This window comes from Pelagimonas sp. (assembly GCF_058892305.1).
On record NZ_JBZXVN010000014.1, the window covers coordinates 15,467 to 35,111 of the forward strand.

The 19,645-nt window shown below is 57.6% G+C and carries 19 protein-coding genes; 17 read left to right on the plus strand and 2 right to left on the minus strand.

Going from position 1 to position 19,645, the window contains the following annotated elements; all coding sequences use genetic code 11:
- Positions 1–333: 333 nt before the first annotated feature.
- The 11 genes from AC5EFR_RS05490 (at position 334) to AC5EFR_RS05540 (ending at position 12,542) form a co-directional block, all read left to right on the plus strand.
- The gene (locus AC5EFR_RS05490) at positions 334–861 is read left to right on the plus strand and encodes a MarR family winged helix-turn-helix transcriptional regulator (RefSeq protein ID WP_244462834.1); all 528 of its coding nucleotides are present in this window, start codon (positions 334–336) and stop codon (positions 859–861) included.
- Positions 862–1,172: 311 nt separating this feature from the next.
- Positions 1,173–2,162 carry a TAXI family TRAP transporter solute-binding subunit gene (locus AC5EFR_RS05495; RefSeq protein ID WP_076626055.1) on the plus strand — a complete coding sequence of 330 codons (990 nt, stop codon included), beginning with the start codon at positions 1,173–1,175 and terminating at the stop codon, positions 2,160–2,162.
- A gap of 166 nt (positions 2,163–2,328) precedes the next feature.
- Positions 2,329–4,233: a TRAP transporter permease gene (locus AC5EFR_RS05500; RefSeq protein ID WP_493574933.1), complete on the plus strand. Its 1,905-nt coding sequence runs from the start codon at positions 2,329–2,331 to the stop codon at positions 4,231–4,233.
- 200 nt (positions 4,234–4,433) lie between these two features.
- Positions 4,434–5,009 (plus strand): putative antibiotic biosynthesis monooxygenase, encoded by a 576-nt coding sequence (locus AC5EFR_RS05505; protein WP_096705147.1) that lies wholly within the window; start codon positions 4,434–4,436, stop codon positions 5,007–5,009.
- A gap of 311 nt (positions 5,010–5,320) precedes the next feature.
- Positions 5,321–6,601, plus strand: coding sequence for a Rieske 2Fe-2S domain-containing protein (locus AC5EFR_RS05510; RefSeq protein WP_040104545.1), 1,281 nt, complete (start codon positions 5,321–5,323; stop codon positions 6,599–6,601).
- A 127-nt stretch (positions 6,602–6,728) separates the two neighbouring features.
- The gene (locus tag AC5EFR_RS05515) at positions 6,729–7,874 is read left to right on the plus strand and encodes an alpha-hydroxy acid oxidase (protein WP_493574934.1); all 1,146 of its coding nucleotides are present in this window, start codon (positions 6,729–6,731) and stop codon (positions 7,872–7,874) included.
- Positions 7,875–8,014: 140 nt separating this feature from the next.
- Positions 8,015–8,953, plus strand: coding sequence for a PDR/VanB family oxidoreductase (locus AC5EFR_RS05520; protein WP_096705145.1), 939 nt, complete (start codon positions 8,015–8,017; stop codon positions 8,951–8,953).
- Complete coding sequence (locus AC5EFR_RS05525; RefSeq protein ID WP_255301772.1) at positions 8,910–10,130, plus strand: Gfo/Idh/MocA family protein; 1,221 nt, start codon at positions 8,910–8,912, stop codon at positions 10,128–10,130. Before AC5EFR_RS05520 ends, AC5EFR_RS05525 begins: the two co-directional genes overlap by 44 nt.
- Positions 10,127–11,119 carry an ABC transporter substrate-binding protein gene (locus AC5EFR_RS05530; RefSeq protein ID WP_176556057.1) on the plus strand — a complete coding sequence of 331 codons (993 nt, stop codon included), beginning with the start codon at positions 10,127–10,129 and terminating at the stop codon, positions 11,117–11,119. The genes AC5EFR_RS05525 and AC5EFR_RS05530 overlap by 4 nt, the downstream gene beginning before the upstream one ends.
- 13 nt (positions 11,120–11,132) lie before the next feature.
- Positions 11,133–11,576 carry a hypothetical protein gene (locus AC5EFR_RS05535; protein WP_096705143.1) on the plus strand — a complete coding sequence of 148 codons (444 nt, stop codon included), beginning with the start codon at positions 11,133–11,135 and terminating at the stop codon, positions 11,574–11,576.
- Positions 11,577–11,603: 27 nt separating this feature from the next.
- Complete coding sequence (locus tag AC5EFR_RS05540; protein WP_096705142.1) at positions 11,604–12,542, plus strand: EamA family transporter; 939 nt, start codon at positions 11,604–11,606, stop codon at positions 12,540–12,542.
- Here the strand turns inward: AC5EFR_RS05540 and AC5EFR_RS05545 are convergent.
- The gene (locus AC5EFR_RS05545) at positions 12,539–12,991 is read right to left on the minus strand and encodes a MarR family winged helix-turn-helix transcriptional regulator (protein WP_235872050.1); all 453 of its coding nucleotides are present in this window, start codon (positions 12,989–12,991) and stop codon (positions 12,539–12,541) included. The genes AC5EFR_RS05540 and AC5EFR_RS05545 overlap by 4 nt on opposite strands.
- A gap of 114 nt (positions 12,992–13,105) precedes the next feature.
- Here AC5EFR_RS05545 and AC5EFR_RS05550 point away from each other — a divergent pair, with 114 nt between their 5' ends.
- From AC5EFR_RS05550 to AC5EFR_RS05565, 4 genes are all read left to right on the plus strand, one after another.
- Positions 13,106–13,471 (plus strand): Rieske (2Fe-2S) protein, encoded by a 366-nt coding sequence (locus tag AC5EFR_RS05550; protein ID WP_235872051.1) that lies wholly within the window; start codon positions 13,106–13,108, stop codon positions 13,469–13,471.
- Positions 13,458–13,757, plus strand: a complete 300-nt coding sequence (locus AC5EFR_RS05555) for a hypothetical protein (RefSeq protein ID WP_040104531.1) — start codon at positions 13,458–13,460, stop codon at positions 13,755–13,757. Before AC5EFR_RS05550 ends, AC5EFR_RS05555 begins: the two co-directional genes overlap by 14 nt.
- A gap of 20 nt (positions 13,758–13,777) precedes the next feature.
- Positions 13,778–15,016 (plus strand): amidohydrolase family protein, encoded by a 1,239-nt coding sequence (locus AC5EFR_RS05560; RefSeq protein WP_152007192.1) that lies wholly within the window; start codon positions 13,778–13,780, stop codon positions 15,014–15,016.
- A 215-nt stretch (positions 15,017–15,231) separates the two neighbouring features.
- Positions 15,232–16,056: a universal stress protein gene (locus tag AC5EFR_RS05565; protein ID WP_210385734.1), complete on the plus strand. Its 825-nt coding sequence runs from the start codon at positions 15,232–15,234 to the stop codon at positions 16,054–16,056.
- A gap of 80 nt (positions 16,057–16,136) precedes the next feature.
- Here AC5EFR_RS05565 and AC5EFR_RS05570 read toward each other — a convergent pair whose 3' ends face one another.
- Positions 16,137–17,117 carry a LysR family transcriptional regulator gene (locus tag AC5EFR_RS05570; RefSeq protein ID WP_493574935.1) on the minus strand — a complete coding sequence of 327 codons (981 nt, stop codon included), beginning with the start codon at positions 17,115–17,117 and terminating at the stop codon, positions 16,137–16,139.
- 277 nt (positions 17,118–17,394) lie between these two features.
- On the opposite strand from AC5EFR_RS05570, the gene AC5EFR_RS05575 reads away from it, so the two are divergent.
- Positions 17,395–18,378 carry a 3-hydroxyacyl-CoA dehydrogenase family protein gene (locus tag AC5EFR_RS05575; RefSeq protein ID WP_274836297.1) on the plus strand — a complete coding sequence of 328 codons (984 nt, stop codon included), beginning with the start codon at positions 17,395–17,397 and terminating at the stop codon, positions 18,376–18,378.
- An 84-nt stretch (positions 18,379–18,462) separates the two neighbouring features.
- Positions 18,463–19,536, plus strand: a complete 1,074-nt coding sequence (locus AC5EFR_RS05580; RefSeq protein WP_152007194.1) for a zinc-dependent alcohol dehydrogenase family protein — start codon at positions 18,463–18,465, stop codon at positions 19,534–19,536.
- Positions 19,537–19,645 lie beyond the last annotated feature (109 nt).

A 19,645-nucleotide genomic window follows, 5' to 3' on the forward strand; every position in this document is an offset into this window, starting at 1 on the left:
TTGCCGGAGGCGTTACACAACGGTTGCCCGGCGCTGTGCGGCACAGTGGTGCAAGGCAGGTGTCGGCGCATGATGGTCGCGTTCTGGAAAGCAACCGGCGCACAATCCCGACACAGGGGCAAAACCACCCCGGAAGAAAGTCCATACTCGGGCCCAACGATAGGCACCCCGTCTTCCATGTCTTGACTTTGTACCAAGGCTCGGCACCTATGTTGCGCGCGCCACGCTAGGGTTGTGCCGCCGCCAAAGGCGTGCGGCAGAACTCTGGAGTTCCTAGCTATCAAGTCCGGGCGGGCGCGCTGTTTGGATAAAAACCATGTGTGGAGACAGGCCGTGAGCGATGCGATGAAAGAAAAGCAATCAAGCCATGTGCCTGTCCGCCCCGACGAGCGCTTGGCCCGACTGGTGCGATTGGCGGCCCGCGGTTTCAACCGGGCTCTTCAACTTCGCCTGCAAACGGAAAATGTTACGTTCGGTCAGTGGATTTTCCTGCGCATCCTCTGGCAGGAAGACGGGTTGTCGCAACGCGAACTGAGCGACCGGGCGCATCTCACCGAACCCACCGCCCACACCGCGCTCATCAAAATGGAAGAATTGGGTTTCATAGAGCGACGCAACGTCGAGGGCAACAAACGGCGCCAGCACGCGTTTCTGACGCGGAAGGGCTTGGAGCTGCGCGACGTTCTCGAACCTCTGGCGCTCGAAGTGAACGATGCAGCGATGGCGGGACTGTCCAAGAAAGCTCAGGAAGACTTGCGACACGCACTTGCCGTGATGATCCGGAACCTCGAAAATGACGAACAGGATGCGGCCGCCAGAGGGGTCCGTGTTCCCCCGACCAAGGGCAACACAGAAAACTAAGTCGCAAGCCACACTTGCCGGGTGTCCGGCGCGGGCCTTTAGGTGGTGGTTGTGGATAGATTTTTCCGCTCGGGACGGGGATATGAGCCCTGCCGTCCCGGGGTTCCACGGGTTGACGATGCGTCATTGCAAAGCAACGACGCCGAATATTCAGCTTTAGGGTGTTCCGCGTCAGGAACTATGACCTGAGTGGCTTTCGCTGAACAATAGTCTCGACTTCAATCAGGGTTGACGGGTGCGAGTGGATAGACTAGTAGCATTAAAGATAGATATCTAATATTAGATGTCTACTGAAAAAAGGGGAGGAAGACATGAAATTTCCAATCAAAGCCGTTGCCGCATCGATCGGCCTTGCGGTTCTTGCGAGCGCTGCTTCCGCAGAAAGCGTTAATGTGACCCTTTCAGGCGGCAATCCCTCGGGGCTTTGGTCGCTTCTGGGCGCTGGTATTGACCGTGCCGTCAAGGCGGATGACCCGAGCGGCGTGGTGACCTATCAGGCCACCGGGGGTGGCTTTGCGAACATCGGCCTTCTGGGCCGTGAACGGACCGACCTGGGGATGGCACATGATGCCGAGATCAAGCTGGCCCTCGCAGGGGACGAACCGTTTGACGCGCCGATCGAGAACCTTCAAGCCATCGGCTACATGTACAACTGGGCGCCGATGCACTTCTTCATCAAGAAGTCTCTTGCCGAAGAATATGGCATCGACAGCATTGACGACCTCGCGACGTCCGGCGCGGCGATCCGTGTTGCGAACAACAATGCCGGGAACATCGTCGCCAACATCACGACCTTCATGCTCGAAGAGGCGGGCTACGACGAAGCCACGATCGAGTCCAATGGCGGCGTGCTTGTCCGCGGTGGTTCGTCACAGCAAGCAGATCTGATTGCAGACGGCCGCACCGATATGGTGATCAACGGCATTTTCATCGGACATTCGTCGTTCCGTAAAGTTGACGAGGGCAATGACGTCGTGTTGCTCAGCGTTCCCGAAAACATCATCGCTGCGACCAACGAGCGTTTCGGAACCGGCACGTTCACAATTCCAGCCGACAGCTACAAGAACCAGACCGAAGATGTCGTCACGCTCGCACTGGGTGCGATGGTAATCACTTCCGATGTACTGCCGGAAGAAACTGGCTACATGCTCGCAAAGAGCATCGCGTCCAATATCGACGAGATCCGCGGCGTGCATAAGGCGATGCAGGCGCTCACACCGGAACTTCTGACGTCGCAGACCACGCTGCCGTTCCATCCTGGTGCGGAGCGTGCCTACAAGGAACTGGGTCTGCTCAAGTAAGGTCGATCCCGCGATCCGGCCGGCGCGCGCTGCAACGACACGCGCCGGCCCACTCATGGACTGCACAGAGCAATGCCCCGCGGTGGCTACGTGAGATGTCACGTCATGTCATCGCGCGGCCCATACATCGCGGTTCTTTCTCTTCTCTGCCTTATACGGGGTCTACATGAATTTTCCTTCGCTTACAGAAACCGGTCGTCGTAGAAATTTAGGCTCGCCGATGAGAACCATCGTCATGGTTCTGGCGGCGGCATTCGCGGTTTGGGTAATCCACTCGAACCTCTTCATCATCTCCGATCCGCTCATTCAGGGCATTCTGTTCGTATCGGGCATTTTCACGATTCTCTTCCTCGCGATCGGCGCGACCTCGCGCGCGCCGGACAGCATTCCGATCTATGATTGGGTTCTCTCTGCGCTGAGCCTGGCCACAGGGGTGTATTTCTACGTGACCTCGGGAGCGATTGCGGACCGGATCAGTCTACTCGACGAATTCACAACCGATCAGTTTTTCTTTGGCTCAGCCTTGTTGTTTCTGACCATCGAAGCGACCCGCCGGACCACCGGCCTAGGCCTGACCGGCGTTGTCGCCCTCTTCCTGATTTATAATCTGTTTGGCTCTCTTCTGCCGCCGCCATTCGGGCATCGCGTCAGCGAGTTCAGCTATCTCTTGGATATTCTGGTTTTCACCACCGATGGACTTTTTGGCGTGCCGCTTCAGGTCGTTGCCAGCTATGTTTTCCTGTTCGTGATGTTTGGAACATTCCTGGCCAAGGCCGGGGGAGGGGACTTCTTTTTCAACCTTGCAGCGCTTGTGACCGGCAATGCGCGCGGCGGCCCCGCCAAAATCGCGATCATTTCGTCGGGCCTGTACGGCACGATGTCCGGGAGCCCAACATCCGATGTTGTTGCAACGGGGTCGATCACGATCCCTGTCATGAAGCGACTCGGCTATCGGGCACGGTTCGCGGGGGCGGTGGAAGTCGCGGCGTCGTCTGGCGGAAGCGCGATGCCTCCGATCATGGGGTCAGCAGCCTTCATCATGGCCGAGTATTCCGGCATTTCCTACAACGCCATCGTGCTCGCCGCTCTGGTGCCGGCGCTTCTATACTACACGGGTGTCTTCGCTCAGGTTCACTTCCGGTCAGTCAAGCACAACCTTCGACCCTCTGCAGACGAAATACCTTCAGCAAAGGAAACATTCAGGACCGGATGGGTTTTCCTGCTGCCGATCATCGGCATCATCGTCGCCCTCATTCTGGGGTATTCCCCGACCTTCACAGCCGGTGTCGGAGTTCTGGTAACCATCCTGTCCGCGATGATGCTGAAAGACACACGGCTGTCACTGTGGCAGTTGGTGGAAGGGCTGGGGGCGACTACGCTCCAGATTCTGCCAGTCGCCGGCGCTTGTGCCGCGGCCGGTCTTGTGATTGGCGGCTTGTCGATGACCGGCCTTGGAATGAAATCCGCGAACGTCATTTTGACTGTCAGCAACATGCAACCACTGCTGACACTCGTTATCGCCGCGGTCGTCACGATTGTTCTCGGTCTCGGGATGCCAACGCCCAGTGCGTATATCCTGGCAGCCGTGCTGGTCGGACCGGCGCTGGCAAAGCTCGGTTTCCCGACGTTGCCGAGCCAGATGTTTCTGCTCTACTACGCGATTCTCTCGGCACTGACGCCACCGATTGCTGTGGCTGCAATCGCGGCCTCAGCGATTGCCGACGAAGACCCCTTCAAGATCGCGTTCTCTGCAGTCCGGCTAGCCATCGTCGGCTTCCTGCTGCCCTTCGCCTTCGTGTGGAACCCGGGTATCCTCCTAGAACTTGGCCCCCTGGCAAACACCTTGGCCGTCGTGGGTGCGTTTGCCGGAGCCCTCGCGGTCGCAGCCTCTCTGGAAGGCTTGGTCAAGACGCAACTCACTGCAATCGAAAGGGGCGTACTTCCCATCGCTGCGATTGGCGCCGTAAGCCCATATTTGGCGGTATCCGCGATCTGTATTTTGGTGATTGTCGCAATGCTAATCCGGCAGATCGCTTTCACGACAGAAAGCGCCCACGTCGACAGTGCCTAGCTGTGGCGCCTCAGCAGGTTGCCCCTATTGAAGTGCAGTCTGGTCATCGAGGGATTCAACCCAGAGGCGGCATTTGGTCTGGGCCAATTTTTAAGGTTGGTCCGGGCCGGTCGGCCTATGACACCGAACACAGGCGGCCACTTCCGTAGGTGGGAACTGATCATTTCGCAACCGGCGCAAAGTATGTCGAGGTTCAGAAAATGAATGAAACACGGGGGCCGGAAGAACTTGGGCCAAAACAGCTTAGTATTGGCGCCGACGCGATCTCCGAGCTGTCGGTTTCAATCAGAGCGCCCCTTGTACAGGCCGCGGTCGTCGCGAAGGCGATCAACGATTTCGTTCCCGATCACCTAGATTGCTGCCGACCTGACAGGCCAGTGTCGGTGCAGAACCAGACTAGCTCTGAGGAGTTCACCTTTTTGCTTACCCTGCGTGGGGAAGAAATATCCGAGTCGCTCCGAGACGAAATGGCCGCATTGGCCCGTGACCTCGAAGAGAGACTGAGCTTTGCTTTGGTGGCGGAAGGACACCAGGTGTCGGCCAACGATACGGACCCGAAACCGCCAGCCGCGCCGCGCTACTGGAAGGCCTGGGTCGCCAGCATGTTGGGTGTCTATCCCCTGCTGATCCTTATCTACTACGCGCTGCAACCGCTCACGCAAAACCTTCCAGGTCCGGTGTCTTTGTTCCTTGTTGCGCTGGTGCTCACCGGGGTGAACGGTGTCTACGTTGCGCCGTTTCTGGGCAAGAGATTGCGTCCATGGCTCACACGGTGAAGCGAGATGGTGCGCTTGCCGGGACTCATGCACAGGCTGGCCGCCATGACACCTCAGTGACGGGCCCGGCAAGCCGCTGTCGGGGAGGTTCCGGACCACAATTGCGCGAAAGAATCTCGGTTTTGCGATCTCGTCAGCTTGATCTAGTTCAGAACCCGCTATTTCGGACAACAAGTTAGGTCGATACCTACAACGCGGGCAAAAAAAGTGGCAGGTTACGTTGACAGATAAAACTTAGAGAGCTAAGAATAATTGAGAGGTCGAAAACCACTCATCCACTGAAAGAGTCGGATGCCATTGGAGGAGCCCAGATGCTTACACCCGAAGAGAATGAACTGCTTACACGCGTAACGGGGGATGCCCCGATGGCGCGACTTATGCGTCAGCATTGGACGCCTGTATGCCTGATCGAAGAGGTTGAAGAGTCGGACGGCAAACCGCTTCGAGTCGAAGTTCTCGGCGAAAGCTATGTCGCGTTCCGGGATACCAAGGGTCGTCTGGGAATGCTGGATGAGCTTTGCCCGCACAGAAAGGCCTCTCTGGTCTATGGCCGTAACGAGGAATGTGGGCTGCGCTGCCTCTATCACGGCTGGAAGATGGATGTTGAAGGCAATGTCGTCGCAATGTCTTCAGAGCCAGAAGGCAGTCCATTGATGGACAAGGTCAAACATCGTTCCTACCCCGTGCGGGAGTGGGGCGGCTTCGTCTGGGCTTGGCTCGGCGAGAAAGATGATATGCCCGAGTTCCAGCCGCCGGCCTTTGCGCCAACCGAAGACACCCCAGTTTCGATCCTGAAGATTCGCGTGCCCGCCAACTGGGCGCAGATTCACGAGGGCCAGATCGATAGCGCGCATTCATCATCGCTCCATTCCTCGAATATGGTTCCGGCACGGGTCGAGGGCGCCGCGGCGGACGACAAATCATGGTACCGCCCGTCGACAGACAAATCTCCGCGTATGCAGACTGAAACCACGAGCTACGGTTTCCATTACGCGGCGATCCGTAAGCCGATCAAAAACGCTCAGACGCATAACTATCTCCGGATCACCGAATTTATCGCGCCCTATTATTCGCTGATTCCGCCGAACAACAACTACCGGGTCGCCAGCGTCATCGTGCCGATCAATGACGATGAGACAGCGTTTCACTTCATAGCCTTCGACGGACCGAACGTTCCCTCCACCAAAGAGTGGCGCAAGTTTGCCCATGCCGTACCGGGTGAGGACGTGGACCATAAATGGCGCTCTCTCCGGACGTTGGAGAACGACTTCAAGCAGGACCGCGAAAGGATGAAAGAGGGCCACTTTACCGGCGTGGACGGCATTCCGAACGAAGATATTGTGATGTGGGTTTCGATGGGTAGCCGCGTGCAGCGTCACACGGACATTCTTGGGGCCTCCGACCTAGCGATTGTCGAGTTCCGCCGGCTCATGGCCGATGCGGCAAAGAAAGTCGCCGAAGGTGGCCAGGCAATCGGCACCGACTCGAAGATTCCGCAAAGGGTAATCGCCTCTCACGAGGGCGTGTATCCTAAGGACGTCGATTGGCGAACACTGGTAGACACGTCGAGCAAGACGGAAGCGGCCGAATAACTTGCGCACATGTTTCCTCCCTGAACCGTCCAAAGCCTCAAGGGGTTTTGGGCGGCTCTTTTTTCGTGGTGCCGTCGGACTTTCATAGCTTCCCTCGACGGTTTCTGCTCGACGGGCGACAGGCGTTATGACGACAGCAATCAATATCGAAGACTTGCGGGAGCAGGCACGGCGCCGCCTGCCACGGGTGGTGTTCGACTATTTGGATGGGGGCGCGGAAGCAGAGGTGACGCTGCGGCGGAACCGCAGTTCCTTCACGGATATCGTTCTCACGCCGCGAATCCTCAAAGGGGGGAGCGTCGATCTCACCTTGGAGCTGTTCGGGGAAACATACTCCAAGCCGTTTTTCATAGGGCCGACAGGGCTGAATGGGCTCTACTGGCCCCAGGGAGATCTGCACCTCGCCGCTGCGGCCGAACGGGCTGGGGTCGGTTTCACGGTTTCGACCGCCTCGAACACGACGCTGGAAGAGATCGCGCGGAGGAGCAAGGGTCCCCTCTGGTTCCAGCTTTATCCTTGGGGGAAGGGCGCATTCGCTGATGCGCTGATCGACCGGGCGCAGGCGGCCGGTTACTCGGCTCTGGTACTGACTGTCGATTCACTCGTGGGCGGCAAGCGCGAACGTGATCTGCGGCACGGCTTCGCCCACGAAATCCGCATTGGCCCCCGGACTGTTCTCGATGGGCTTCTGCATCCTGCTTGGCTGACCTCCGTATGGCTCGGGCCGCACCGTCCCAGACTTGAGAACCTCTTGGACTTTGTCGGAAACAGCGCGAGCGACAGAGAACTGGCCGAGTTTACCCGATCTCAGCGGAACCCGGAGTTTTCATGGGAACATGTTCGCCGCATTCGGGAGAAATGGAAAGGCCCGCTGCTGATCAAGGGTATCATGTGCCCAGAAGATGCGATTGACGCGCAACGCGCCGGTGTGGATGGAATCGTCGTCTCGAACCATGGTGGCCGTCAGCTTGATGGCGCTCCTGCCACCATCGACGTACTCGCAAATATCATCGCGGCTCTTGATCGGAAGTTCCCGGTTCTGCTGGACGGCGGCATTCGTCGCGGCAGTGACATCGTGAAAGCGCTAACCCTGGGCGCGAAGGGCGTTCTGCTGGGTCGCGCGCCGCTCTATGGCTTGGCGGCGCAAGGCGAGGCGGGCGCGTCACGGGCGCTTTCGATCCTTGAAGAGGAGATGACGAGGACCATGACCTTTGTGGGCGCAAGATCCGTGTCCGCTGTCTCAGGTGTCAACGTCGAAACGCGACGGCCATAACAGGTTCCTCCACTAGTAGCACCTGCACGTTCTCGATGGCTCGCCCAAGGTTGAGGATGACTGCGCAGCACATGGTCTGTTGACACACATAACTTAGCTATCTAAACAATTTCACAATCACGACCAAATGGGAGGACCTCATGGAGAATATCAAGATGCGCGTCGAGAAACGGCGTGACTTGACCCCGAGCATCGCCGAATTCACCCTGGTGCCGGTTGGGGGCGATGTGCTCCCTAGTTTCGATCCTGGTGCTCACATCACCTTGGAAACTCCGTCCGGAGCGATGCGTCGCTATTCGCTGATCAACGATGGCAGCGACCCAAAGGAATTTGTTGTCGCGATCAAAAAAGAACCGAATTCGCGTGGGGGCTCCGCGTCGATGCACGAACAGGCGACCGTCGGGTCCGAGTTGACAGTCGAATTCCCGGAAAACGATTTCCCGCTAACCGATGTTCAGAAGTACCTGCTCATCGCCGGCGGTATCGGGATCACGCCGATTCTGTCGATGGCACGGTATCTCGACAAGAAGGGCAAGATGCTCAGAATCATCTACGTCAGCCGCAGTCCGGAGGAATCGGCCTATCTGGATGAACTGATGAGAGATTTCGATGGCCGGATCATTGTGCACCATGACGGCGGCGCTCCGGATGCAGTCTACGATTTCTGGGACGATCTCGTCACGCCCCGTGCCACTCACGTCTTCTGTTGTGGTCCGAAACCGCTGATGGATGAAATCAAGGCCGTTTCCGGGCACTGGCCGGAGGGGCGAGTTCACTTCGAGGATTTCAAGCCCGTCGATGTGGTGCGCCAAGACGATGTCTCTTTCGAAGTGGAGCTGAAAAAAAGTGGCGAAACCGTCACGGTGCCCGAAGATCGTTCGATCTTGGAGGCATTGCGTGACGCCGGATTCGCAACGTCCAGCTCCTGTGAAAGTGGCACATGCGGCACCTGCAAGACCCGCCTCCTCGAGGGGAAAGCTGACCATCGCGACATGGTGCTTATGGAAGAGGAAAAAAGCGACCATATAATGATTTGTGTATCCCGCGCGCTATCGGGGAGGCTGGTTCTTGACCTCTGATCCCGTCCGCCTCGGAGTTGCGGGGTTGGGGCGGGCTTTCATGCTGATGGTCCCCACCTTTGATGCCGACGCACGCGTCAAGCTCACGGCCGCGGCCGCGCCGAGGGCGGAAAGCCGGGCCGCATTCGAAGAGCAATACGGCGGTGTCGCCTATCCGACTGTCGAGGATCTATGCGCCGATCCATCTGTGGAAGCGATCTACATCGCCACCCCGCACCAAATGCATGTAGATCACGTTCTGGCCGCGGCGCGCGCTGGAAAGCACATTCTCGTGGAAAAGCCGCTCGCGATCTCGATGGAAGACGCCGAGACCATGGTCGCCGCCGCGAACGAGGCGGGGGTTCACCTGATCGTTGGGCCCAGCCACAGTTTCGATCCGCCGGTCGAGCTGGCCGCGCAGTTGATCGCGAGCGGCAAGTTCGGCCAGCTGAGAATGATCCAGGCCCTTAACTACACCGACTTCCTGTATCGTCCCCGACGCCCGGAGGAGCTGCGCACCGAAGAAGGAGGAGGGGTGCTGTTCAGCCAGGCCATCCACCAGATCGACGTGGTCCGACGGCTTGCGGGCGGCATGGGAGAGAAGATTTATGCCATGACGGGGGCATGGGATCCAAAGCGTCCAACAGAAGGCGCCTTTACGGCGCTGATGAACTTTGAGGGTGGATGCGTCGCCAATCTCACCTATTCGGGCTATGCCCATTTCGATAGCGACATTTGGATGAACGACGTCGGAGAGCTGGGGCAGCGAAAACTCGCCGGCGCCTATGGCGATGCAAGGCGGGCGCTGATGGCCCTCGATCCCGATGACGAGGCGCGCCTCAAGACGACGCGCACATTCGGCAGCGGTAAGACGGTCGACGCAAAGCACAACGAGCATTTTGGCCCAGTCATCGCGCTTTGCGACCGTGCCGACCTAAAGCTGACTCCGGACGGAGTTGAAGTATTTGGTGACACCGAGCGTGGCTTCATCGAAGCGACATTCGGGCCCGCGCCACGTAGAACCGTGAACGATGCACTGGTAGCCGCTGTCCGCCAGAACAAGGCCCCCGTCCAGACGGGCGCGTGGGGTCTGGCAAGCCTGGAGGTTTGCCATGCGATCCTGCAGTCCGCCTCGACCGGCCAACCTGTCGACCTGCGGCAACAATGCAAAACAAATGAGGAGGAACAAACAGGATGAGCAATCTCAAACTATCCCTTGCCATGGGAAATTATGACCGAACGCGTGCCATCGTGGATGGAAGAGTGCAGATAGACGGTGTCGATCCCGTGCCCATGCTCCTGTCCCCAGAGGAAATGTTCTTCCGGGCGTTCCGCCACGAAGCGTTCGATATCAGCGAAATTTCGTTGTCCTCCTATTCGATCTCGGTCGCCCGCGGAAATCCGCACTATGTCGCGATCCCGGTCTTTCTGAGCCGGGCGTTCCGTCACACTTCTGTCTACATTCGAACCGACAAAGGAATCGAAACGCCTCAGGATCTGAAGGGCAAGCGCATTGGTATCGCCGAATATCAGCTGTCCGCCAATGTCTGGGTGCGCGGCATTCTCGAAGAGGAATACGGTGTCAAACCCTCCGACATCATCTGGGTGCGCGGCGGTATGGATACGCCGGGCCGGCCCGAAAAGATCAAGGTTCAGTTACCCGGCGATATCCGCATGGAAGAGGCGCCGGTCGGCAGCACGTTGAATGGCATGCTCGAAGCCGGTGAGATCGACGGCTTCGTCGGCCCGCGTTGGCCGCGTTGTTTCGCCGAGCGGCATCCGCACGTAGGTCGGCTTTTTGCAGACAGCATCGCTACGGCCGAAGCCTATTTCGAAAAGACCCGGATCTTTCCGATCATGCATGTTCTTGGGGTGCGCCGCAGCCTCGCAGAGGAATACCCGTTCTTACCCGCCGCCCTGCTCAAGGCGTTCACGCAATCGAAGCTGCTAGCAGAAGAGGCCCTGTCGGATACCTCTGCAACGAAAGTAACGATGCCCTTCGTCGAGGATAATCTCAACCGCGTGCATGCGCTAATGGGTGACGACCCCTGGAGCTATGGCGTCGGCGGCAACGCCCATGTCCTGAACAAGTTTTTGGATTACCACGCGAGTCAGGGACTGTCGCCGCGCCGAGTGGAGATCGAAGAACTGTTCCATCCCTCGACCCTAGAAGCCTACAGCCTTTAAGAGGAGCGCCACAATGGAAGAGTACGCACCCGGAGATATCGTCGAGGTCGAAACAACGAAGGGGCTGGCTTACGTACAGCTCACGCATACCCACCCGAGCTATCCTCCCGTGGTCAAGTTCCTCCCGGGGTCTTACGAACACCGGCCCGACAATGTGACTGTATTGGCCGAAAAACCCGCACCGATGGCCATGGTCCCCCTAACGGGGGCATTGAATCGGTTAGGGTTGAAGCACGCGCTTGCCGGACGGTCGGACATTCCGCATTCGGAAAGAAGTTTCCCGATTTTCCGGATGCCGATTCGCGACAAGCAAGGCAAGATCATCTATTGGTGGTTCTGGGACGGCCAGGGGTTGACCTATTCTACCGAGCTGATGGCGCAGCAGGAGACGCTGCCAATGCGCGAGGTTATGTCTTCAGACCACTTCCTGGATCAGTTGCTGACCCATGACAAGTAGCAGGTACAATCCGCGCCGACACGCGCGATGACCACCGCAGGGTTCGGCGGCCTCTTGGCCGCGTTCGGAGCGTTCTGCTACGCCTTGAGTTCGGTTTCCATTGCCAAGAGTTCGCAATCGGTTCAGGGCCGCGGCAACGACGTTCTTATCTCTGTGCTGATGACCGCCGTTGTCTCCGGGGCGCTTTGGCTGCTCCTGGGCCCAACGATGCCGGAACTTGGACTCGGTGCGCTCATTGGTGCGGCTTATTTCGTTGCAGCCGGGGTGCTTGGCAACGTTGTCGGCCGTCTTACGCTGTTCCGCTCGGTAGAGCTTGCCGGAGCCATCGAGACCGGTTTCATCCGACGCCTGATACCAGTGTTTGCGGCGCTGTTGGCGTTCTTTCTGCTCGGTGAGGTCATCACGACACCTGTGGTCATCGCCTTCTTCCTGGTTACCAGCGGCGTGGTAATCATGATGTCACGCGCTTCGGTCAAATCGGCTTCTGACTTGGCGGTCGGAGATCCTGACCCTCGAGAGAAGAACAAGGGCCGGGCGATGGCCGTAGCGTCCGCCGCCGGGTATGGCGGCTCTTTCGTCTCCCGAAAGCTCGCGATGCAGACTTTGCCGGACCCTCTGGCCGGAGTTTTCATCGGTGCGATGACGGGTCTAATGTGGTTTGCGGTCTCCTGGGTGTTCCGGTTCAAATCGCGCAACGCGTTGTCCTGGCGAATTCAGCGGCCGAGCAGGTGGCAACTGCTGGCTGGCAGTTCGATGACCGTTGGGCAAGTGGCGCTGTTCTTTTCACTTATGTTCACTGATGTGACCGTCGTCGCGATCATGTCTTCGATCGAGATGTTCTTTGCCGCCTGGCTCGCAGGCCACATCTTCAAAACCGAACGGCGCCCGGGTCCCAGATTCTACCTGTCGTCTGCACTAGCCGCGACCGGTGTGACACTTCTCGCCCTTGCGCCAAGGTTTGGTTAGCGGGACTGGCAACACGCGCTTGCGAGATTATCTAGAAGCTTGTCCATCGCAGCGAAAAGGTGACCCAACTCGTCGGGTTCAAATCCCGTCGAGGCGTGATCTGCCGCGAGACGCGCAGATTTCATTGCGCCATCTATCCTTCGAAGGCCTGAGTCAGTCAGGTCGACATGAACCACGCGCCGGTCGGACTGGCTGCGGTTACGCGTGATAAGATCTCGCTTTTCGAGCTCGTCCAGTACGCGTGTAGATGACGCCTTTTCGATGCCCAGCAACCCGGAAAGCTCGGATTGTTTTAGTTTGCCTTCCTCTCTCAGGCACCGGAGATGAATGTACTGCGCCATGCTGAGCCCGGTTTCGCGCAACTGCTCCTGCAGCAGCTTACCATAAAGATGATGCGCCAGGCGGAGTGACGCCCCAAGACCACGTTTCCTAGAAGGTGATTGCGGCACGATTTGCGCCCCCTAATTTAGATGTCTTATTTCTTGACAATTCTAAAGCCACTCTTATAGTAAGGCAATCTTACTAACTTGAAGCAAGACTGGGCAACAGACGGAGGAGCTATAATGCCAGAAAGATTGCTATGTGCGGTGTCGGACTTGAGCGACAAGACGGCAAAGATTTGCGAGGTCGACGGGGTCGAGATCGGGGTCATTCGGCACAAAGGAGACATCGTTGCATATAAGAACGTGTGTCCGCACCAAGGTGGCCCGGTATGCGAAGGCCTAAAGATGCCGCAGGTCTGCGTCGAACTCGACGACCAGCAGCGCGCGCTCCGGCAGACCTTCAACGAAGACGAATTGCATTTCGTTTGCCCGTGGCATGGCTGGGAATTCAAGATTGCAACGGGCGAAGCCGTCGGCGATCCGAAGTACAAAATGAAACGTTACAACGTGGTGGAAAAAGGAGGAGAGGTCTATGTCGAAGTTTGACCAGATAACCGCTGAAGCTCCTGCTCTGGAGGCATCGGTCGATGCTGTCCTGAATGCACTTCGCAACCCCGAAAGCAGTGGCCTGCGCGCCGAGCAACTTCAGGCGCTGCTTTCACACGCTGTGACCGCATATGCGAAACTTCGCGAAACCAATGACGGCTTGCCCGCATTCCCACGAGACAACGATGTCTCGGCGACAGCTGTCGCCATCGCCGCGACCGGCATTCTCGATGCTGCCGATATGGCGGTGTTCGAGTTGGGCATGTGGCAGACGCTGAATCCGTAACACGAGGGGAGAGAGATAAAATGTCTTTAACGGGCACCACGATGAACTACAGCTCGGATAACGATCCGGCAATCCAGGAATTTAACACCAGCAAGCTGCTGAAGAACGCACGTAAGCAAGCGGAAGATCGCAATTACAAAGACTTCTTCATTTGCGATGTGGACAGCCACCACTATGAGACTGAGGCCTTGCCGGAAATCCTGCAATACATGGACGACCCGGTGATGCGCCATCTTGGCTTGTCAGCCGGTAACGTTGGCCGCGCCGGCCTTATTCCGCAGGCGATCGGTTCGCAGGACATGGCTGGGCGCGTGACGCGCTATGCGGGTCGGAACAAGGAAATTGTCCCCGAAGAACCACACCGCGACATCACTTTGGCACGGCGCTGGATGGACGCGATGGGTACGGATATGGCGTGCCTTTTCCCAACCCCAATGCTGCTGTTGGCGACGCACCCCCAAGTCGAGGTCGAGGTGGCAATGGCCCGCGCCTATAACCGTTGGCTGAGCGAGCGCATTCTTGAAGAAGACAATCGCCTCGTATCCATGGTCTATCTGCCCATGAACGAGCCGCACGAAGCCGAGAAGATGATTGACGAGTTCGCCGAAAAGAAAGGCGTCGTTGGGTTCCTTTCGACTGGCTATCTCAAGCGCCCAGTGCATGACAGCGCAAACATGCGTATTTATGCCAAACTGGAAGAGCACGGAATGCCTCTTGGCTTCCACGCGGCTTATCACTGGGCCGACACCTCGTTGGCACAGCTGAACAAGTTTATCTCAGTTCACGCGCTTGGTTTCAGCTTCTGTAACATCATCCACATGACCAACTGGGTTATGAACGGCATGCCCGAGCGTTTTCCAAAGCTGAAAACCATGTGGATCGAAAGTGGTCTGGCTTGGGTTCCTTTCCTGATGCAACGGCTGGACAACGAGTACATGATGCGTACGTCCGATGCTCCACTCTTGAAGAAAAAACCCAGCGATTACATGCGTGAGATGTACTACTCTACGCAGCCGATGGAGCTGGTGGACAACCGCGAAGCCTTGGAAGTCACCTTCAAGATGATAAACGCAGAATCGCAGTTGCTCTATTCGTCCGACTATCCGCATTGGGATATGGATCTTCCGAGCACGATCTATGATCTTCCGTTCTTGGACGAAAAGGCCAAGCGGAGCATTCTAGGTGGAAACGCGCAGAAACTGTTCAATCTTGACCCAGTTATGTCCGAGTGGAAACTGGAGGCAAACGCCAAAGGTTGACGCCGTTCTCGTCGTCCGTCTTCAACAGGACACGCATATACGGATCACTGCGAGGCTGCCCGGAGAACATCCGGGTGGCCTCTTTCATGCTTGAACGGCACGCAGTATGTCTGGCGGTTATCGCGACCTAGCTATCTCTTGAAGCGCGGCAAAAAACATAGACATCTAAGTAGTCAAATGATAGCATGTCTTAGCGTTCGATCAGTGAGGCGAAGATGAGCATCAAGAATATCCTTATTACGCATTCCGGGAGTGCTGGATTCCCGAGTGGCGTAGGTCATGCGACAAAAATTGCGGCCAAGCACGATGCATGGCTGACCGCGGTTTATGGCAGCACTTCTTCCTACTTCGAACATGTTCTCGGCCTGACCGAAGAACTTCTCGACAAGCTCGGAAATGTGCGGAATGAGAAAATCGAAGCTGCTCGAGCCTTTTTTGAGGAGCAAGCTTCTTCGGCAGGAGTGGCCGAACGGTCGCGTTTTGTTATGCCAAGCGAGATCGGAAAGTTAAGTTTGCCCGAAATCGCACGTAATTTTGATTTTGTGGTGACAGGCTACCAATCGAACCTTCCTACCGATGAATTTCGCGCTGTGAACCCAGATCTTATGGCACTACAAAGCGGCCGCCCAGTCCTTGTTGTACCCAATGGATACTCCACCGACAAACTTGGTTCACATGCTCTCGTCGCCTGGGACGGAAAGCGCTCGGCAGCCCGAGCGCTCAACGACGCAATGACGATCTTGGAGGAGAGACCGCGCAAGGTCACGATCTTGAGCGTTGGCGCGAGCCTGCCGAAAATGCCTGAAGGAACAGACATTGTCACCCACCTTCGACGCCATGGTGTTGACGTGGAACAGGTCGAGCGCCCCAAAGGCAAGAACGGCATAGCCGACGTTATTCAACGGACCGCTGCCGAGTTGGGGGCAAAGTTGATCGTGATGGGGGCTTACGAACACAGCAAGTTTTCGCAAGACCTGTTCGGGGGCGTTACCCACGAAGTCATCAGGAGCAGCCAAGTGCCGGTGTTCATGTCCCACTGACCGCATCGTCGTGCCCTTCGGAGGGTGTCCTTTGCATGGCTCGCAGTGTCGCCCCCCCGCGCGGGGCCTTCTGTACATGATCATGCAGGCTCGGCGAAGGATTGTCGGATGCGGTCCATGAGCTGAATTTGCGGCGCGGAAAACACCGTCTTCTTGTCGTAGACCAGGAACAGTGGCATTGCAATTTCTAGGTCTGGTGTATGCACAAGGCGAAGCCCCGACGCCTCTGGGTCCCTCGGCAATGCGCTCTTGAAGACGAAACCGGCCCCGACATCGGCGCGGATCGCATTTAGGATCGGCTCGGGATGCCCGAAGGCCAGTACGCTGTTGGTTCGCACGACCCCTGCGGCGCGCAGCACCTCGTCGATGAGCTCTCGCGCCATTTGCCCCTTCGGCGGGGTGATCAACGGTAATGTCCCTAGCTCATCGATATGAGCGACATCGCCGACCAGTCGGCTCTCTATCGCGGCCACCAGATAAAGCGGCTCGCGCCAGAGCAATTCGATCTCCAACCGTGAGGTGTCGCGATTGTGATCAACCAAAGTGATCCCGAAGTCGCAATCCCCAAGCAGTACTGATTCCGTGGCAAGGTAGGGGCTGGCCATCGACACCGAAATCCTGGCCGATGGGAATTCTTTTTTGAACGCGATTATAGTTTCAGACAACTTGTAAGTGCCAGCCACCATCGACGAAGCGATCCGTGTTCGGCCGATCAGACCTTTCTTGATGTCTGCGAGGTCTAGAAACATATCTGAGCTGCGCTGAATGGTTTCCTTCGCCCAGGCAAGAGTGCGGCGACCGGCTTGTGTCAGTTCGATGTTTCGCCCGGCCTTGCGCACCAACTTGACACCAAGGCTCTTCTCCAGACTGCGCAGGTGGGCGGTTACTGCGGGTTGCGCGATATTCAGATACTCCGCCGCGCGGGTTACACTGTTGAATTTGGCGATCGTGCAAAAGACGTGCAGCGTGAGATTGCGTGACCGCAGAAGGTCTTTCGACAGCGTGTCGTTCGGTTCTTCTAGTGGGTCATTGCGCAATTCCTGTTCTCCTGTGTCGGGCATCCGGTCTGATGGCTCGGAAGCATACCAAAACCCCAATAAATCGGTCGGGCAAATCCTGGAATCACCTCAGTTGATTGAACGCCCGCCATTAAATCATAACTGTAACCATATATATTGTCGACGTTTGCGTATTGGACGCGAGACCGCTCGGCATCGCACAATCGGAACATTCCTGATCCTCGCGCCGCAATCCCAGCGGCTCGAGTGAAACAGTCGGCTAGAAGCCTGTCGTCCAGAAGAGTCGAAGGTTCATACCATTTGAAGGGAGGAGGAAAGTTTGAAGGAATTTGCGTTCGGTACGGAGCCGCCCGGGTCCGGTAGGATTTGCGTCGTCGGGGCCGGATTCATGGGATGTGTCATCGCGACACTCTATGCGCATCACGGCTATGATGCGGTGATCTGCGACAGCAATCAGACCATGCTTGACACTTACGTGGAGCGGGCCCGCCCGATCGCGGCAGGACTGGTCGAGGATTCGGATGCATCGGAGGCCATGCTAGCCGGAGTGACACTTGAGCCGGATCTTGCGAGCGCGATCGAAGGGGCCTTCCTCGTGCATGAAGCAGTGCAGGAATCCCTGGAAGTCAAACAGGCCCTGTTCGCGGAACTCGACAGGATCTGTCCGGAAAACGTGGTGCTGGCGACCAATACCTCGTCCTTCCTAATCTCCGACATCGCCGCTCAAATGACACGCAAAGAGCGGATGATGGGCATTCACTATGTTACTCCGGGTCATATCGTTCCCGTAATCGAGTTGATCCATGCGGCCGATACGCCAGCGGAGTTGGTGGCATGGAGCCGCATGCTGGTGCAGAACATCGAACATGTCGGTGTCGCGATCCTCGAACGTCCAGGCTTTCTTGTGAACCGGATCCAGTTCGCCATGCTGACCGAGATCTATCGTCTGATGGACGAAGGCCTGGCGACGCGCGACGATATCGACGATGCCGTCCGGCTAAGTCTCGGGCCGAGACTCGCGCTGTGGGGTCCACTTCTGACTGAAGATCTAATCGTTTCGAAGAAGACCGCGCTTGCCGTCACCAATTCGATCTACGAACAGACCGGAGATGAGAACTACAAGGGTCGGAAGGTGCTTGAAGATCTGGTCGAACAGAACAACCTCGGCGCGATTACGGGACAAGGCTGGTACAAGTTCAACAACAGCCCCGAAGCGGTCGTCGAGACGCGGGACGCCCAATTGCGTGCCCTCTTGGCCTGGCTCGAAGAGACCGATCCCGTTCGCTCTTTGAACGTTAGCTAGTTCGAACAAAGAAACGAGAAGCGGAAAACGACGTGTCCGGTGCTTCGCCAGGGCAGGTGAATTATAAAGTTAAGGGAGCGCGATATGCGGGGTGTGACATTTCCCGGAGACAAGCGAGTCGAGATCATGGAGTTCGACGATCCGACGCCAGGGCCGGGCGAAGTGGTCATCGAGGTCAAGGCATCGGGTCTTTGCGGCAGTGATTTGCACGCCTACCGCGCGCCGAGCGACGACCGGGCGTTTCGCAAACTGGCCAAGGGCAAGCCCTACGAGACGATGCGCGACGGCGGCCCCATAATCGCCGGACACGAACCCTGCGGGGTCGTCGTAGCGATCGGACCAGGGGTCGATCAGAACATTGCGCAGATGGGGCAACGGGTGATGATCCATCACTACTCCGGCTGCCACATCTGCGATCAATGCCGCACCGGCTGGCCACAGATCTGCGAAAACAAGGTACCTGACATTTACGGCTGGACAGCCCATGGCGCGCACGCGAAATACATGAAATGCGCGGCCCATACGCTGGTCACGCTACCCGAAGAGCTATCGTTCGAAGCGGGTGCGGCGATTGCCTGTGGGTCCGGCACCTCCTATGCGGCGTTGCGCAAGATCCAACCCAACGGCAGCCATACGATCGCGATCTTCGGGCAGGGTCCTGTCGGGTTATCAGGTACACAATTCGCCGCGGCAATGGGCGCGCGGGTGATCGCTCTCGATATCAGCCCCGAGCGGCTCGAAATGGCCCGCCGCTTCGGCGCCGTCGAAACAATCAACCCAGTTGAAACGGACGCGGTGGAGGCAATCCGAGAACTGACACACGGTCGGGGCGCGCACTACACGCTGGAAACATCGGGCGCACCACAAGCGATCAACGACGCAGTCAAATGCCTCCGGCTTTGGGGCACCGCGGTCTTCGTCGGACTGGGACAGCCGACAGAAATCAACCTCGCGTCAGACGTGATCTTTCGCCAGATCAACATGGCGGGATCGTTCACCTTCTCCACTAACCTGATGGAAGATTGCGGCGTCTTTTCCGTGGATCGCGGGATCGACGTCGGTTCAATCTTCTCAGACCGGTGGGCGCTGGAGGACGCCGGAAAAGCCTACGACCTGCTCGACAAGCAGGTCGGGGGAAAGGGAGTAATCGTGTTTTGAGATGGGGGCCGCGCGCTGCGGCCCTGTGAGTTTAAAGCCGGATTAGTCGTTGTTTCCGCGATGCCCGGGCAGGGTGCCGGAAGGCGGCTGGAAAACAGAGGAGGAAAGA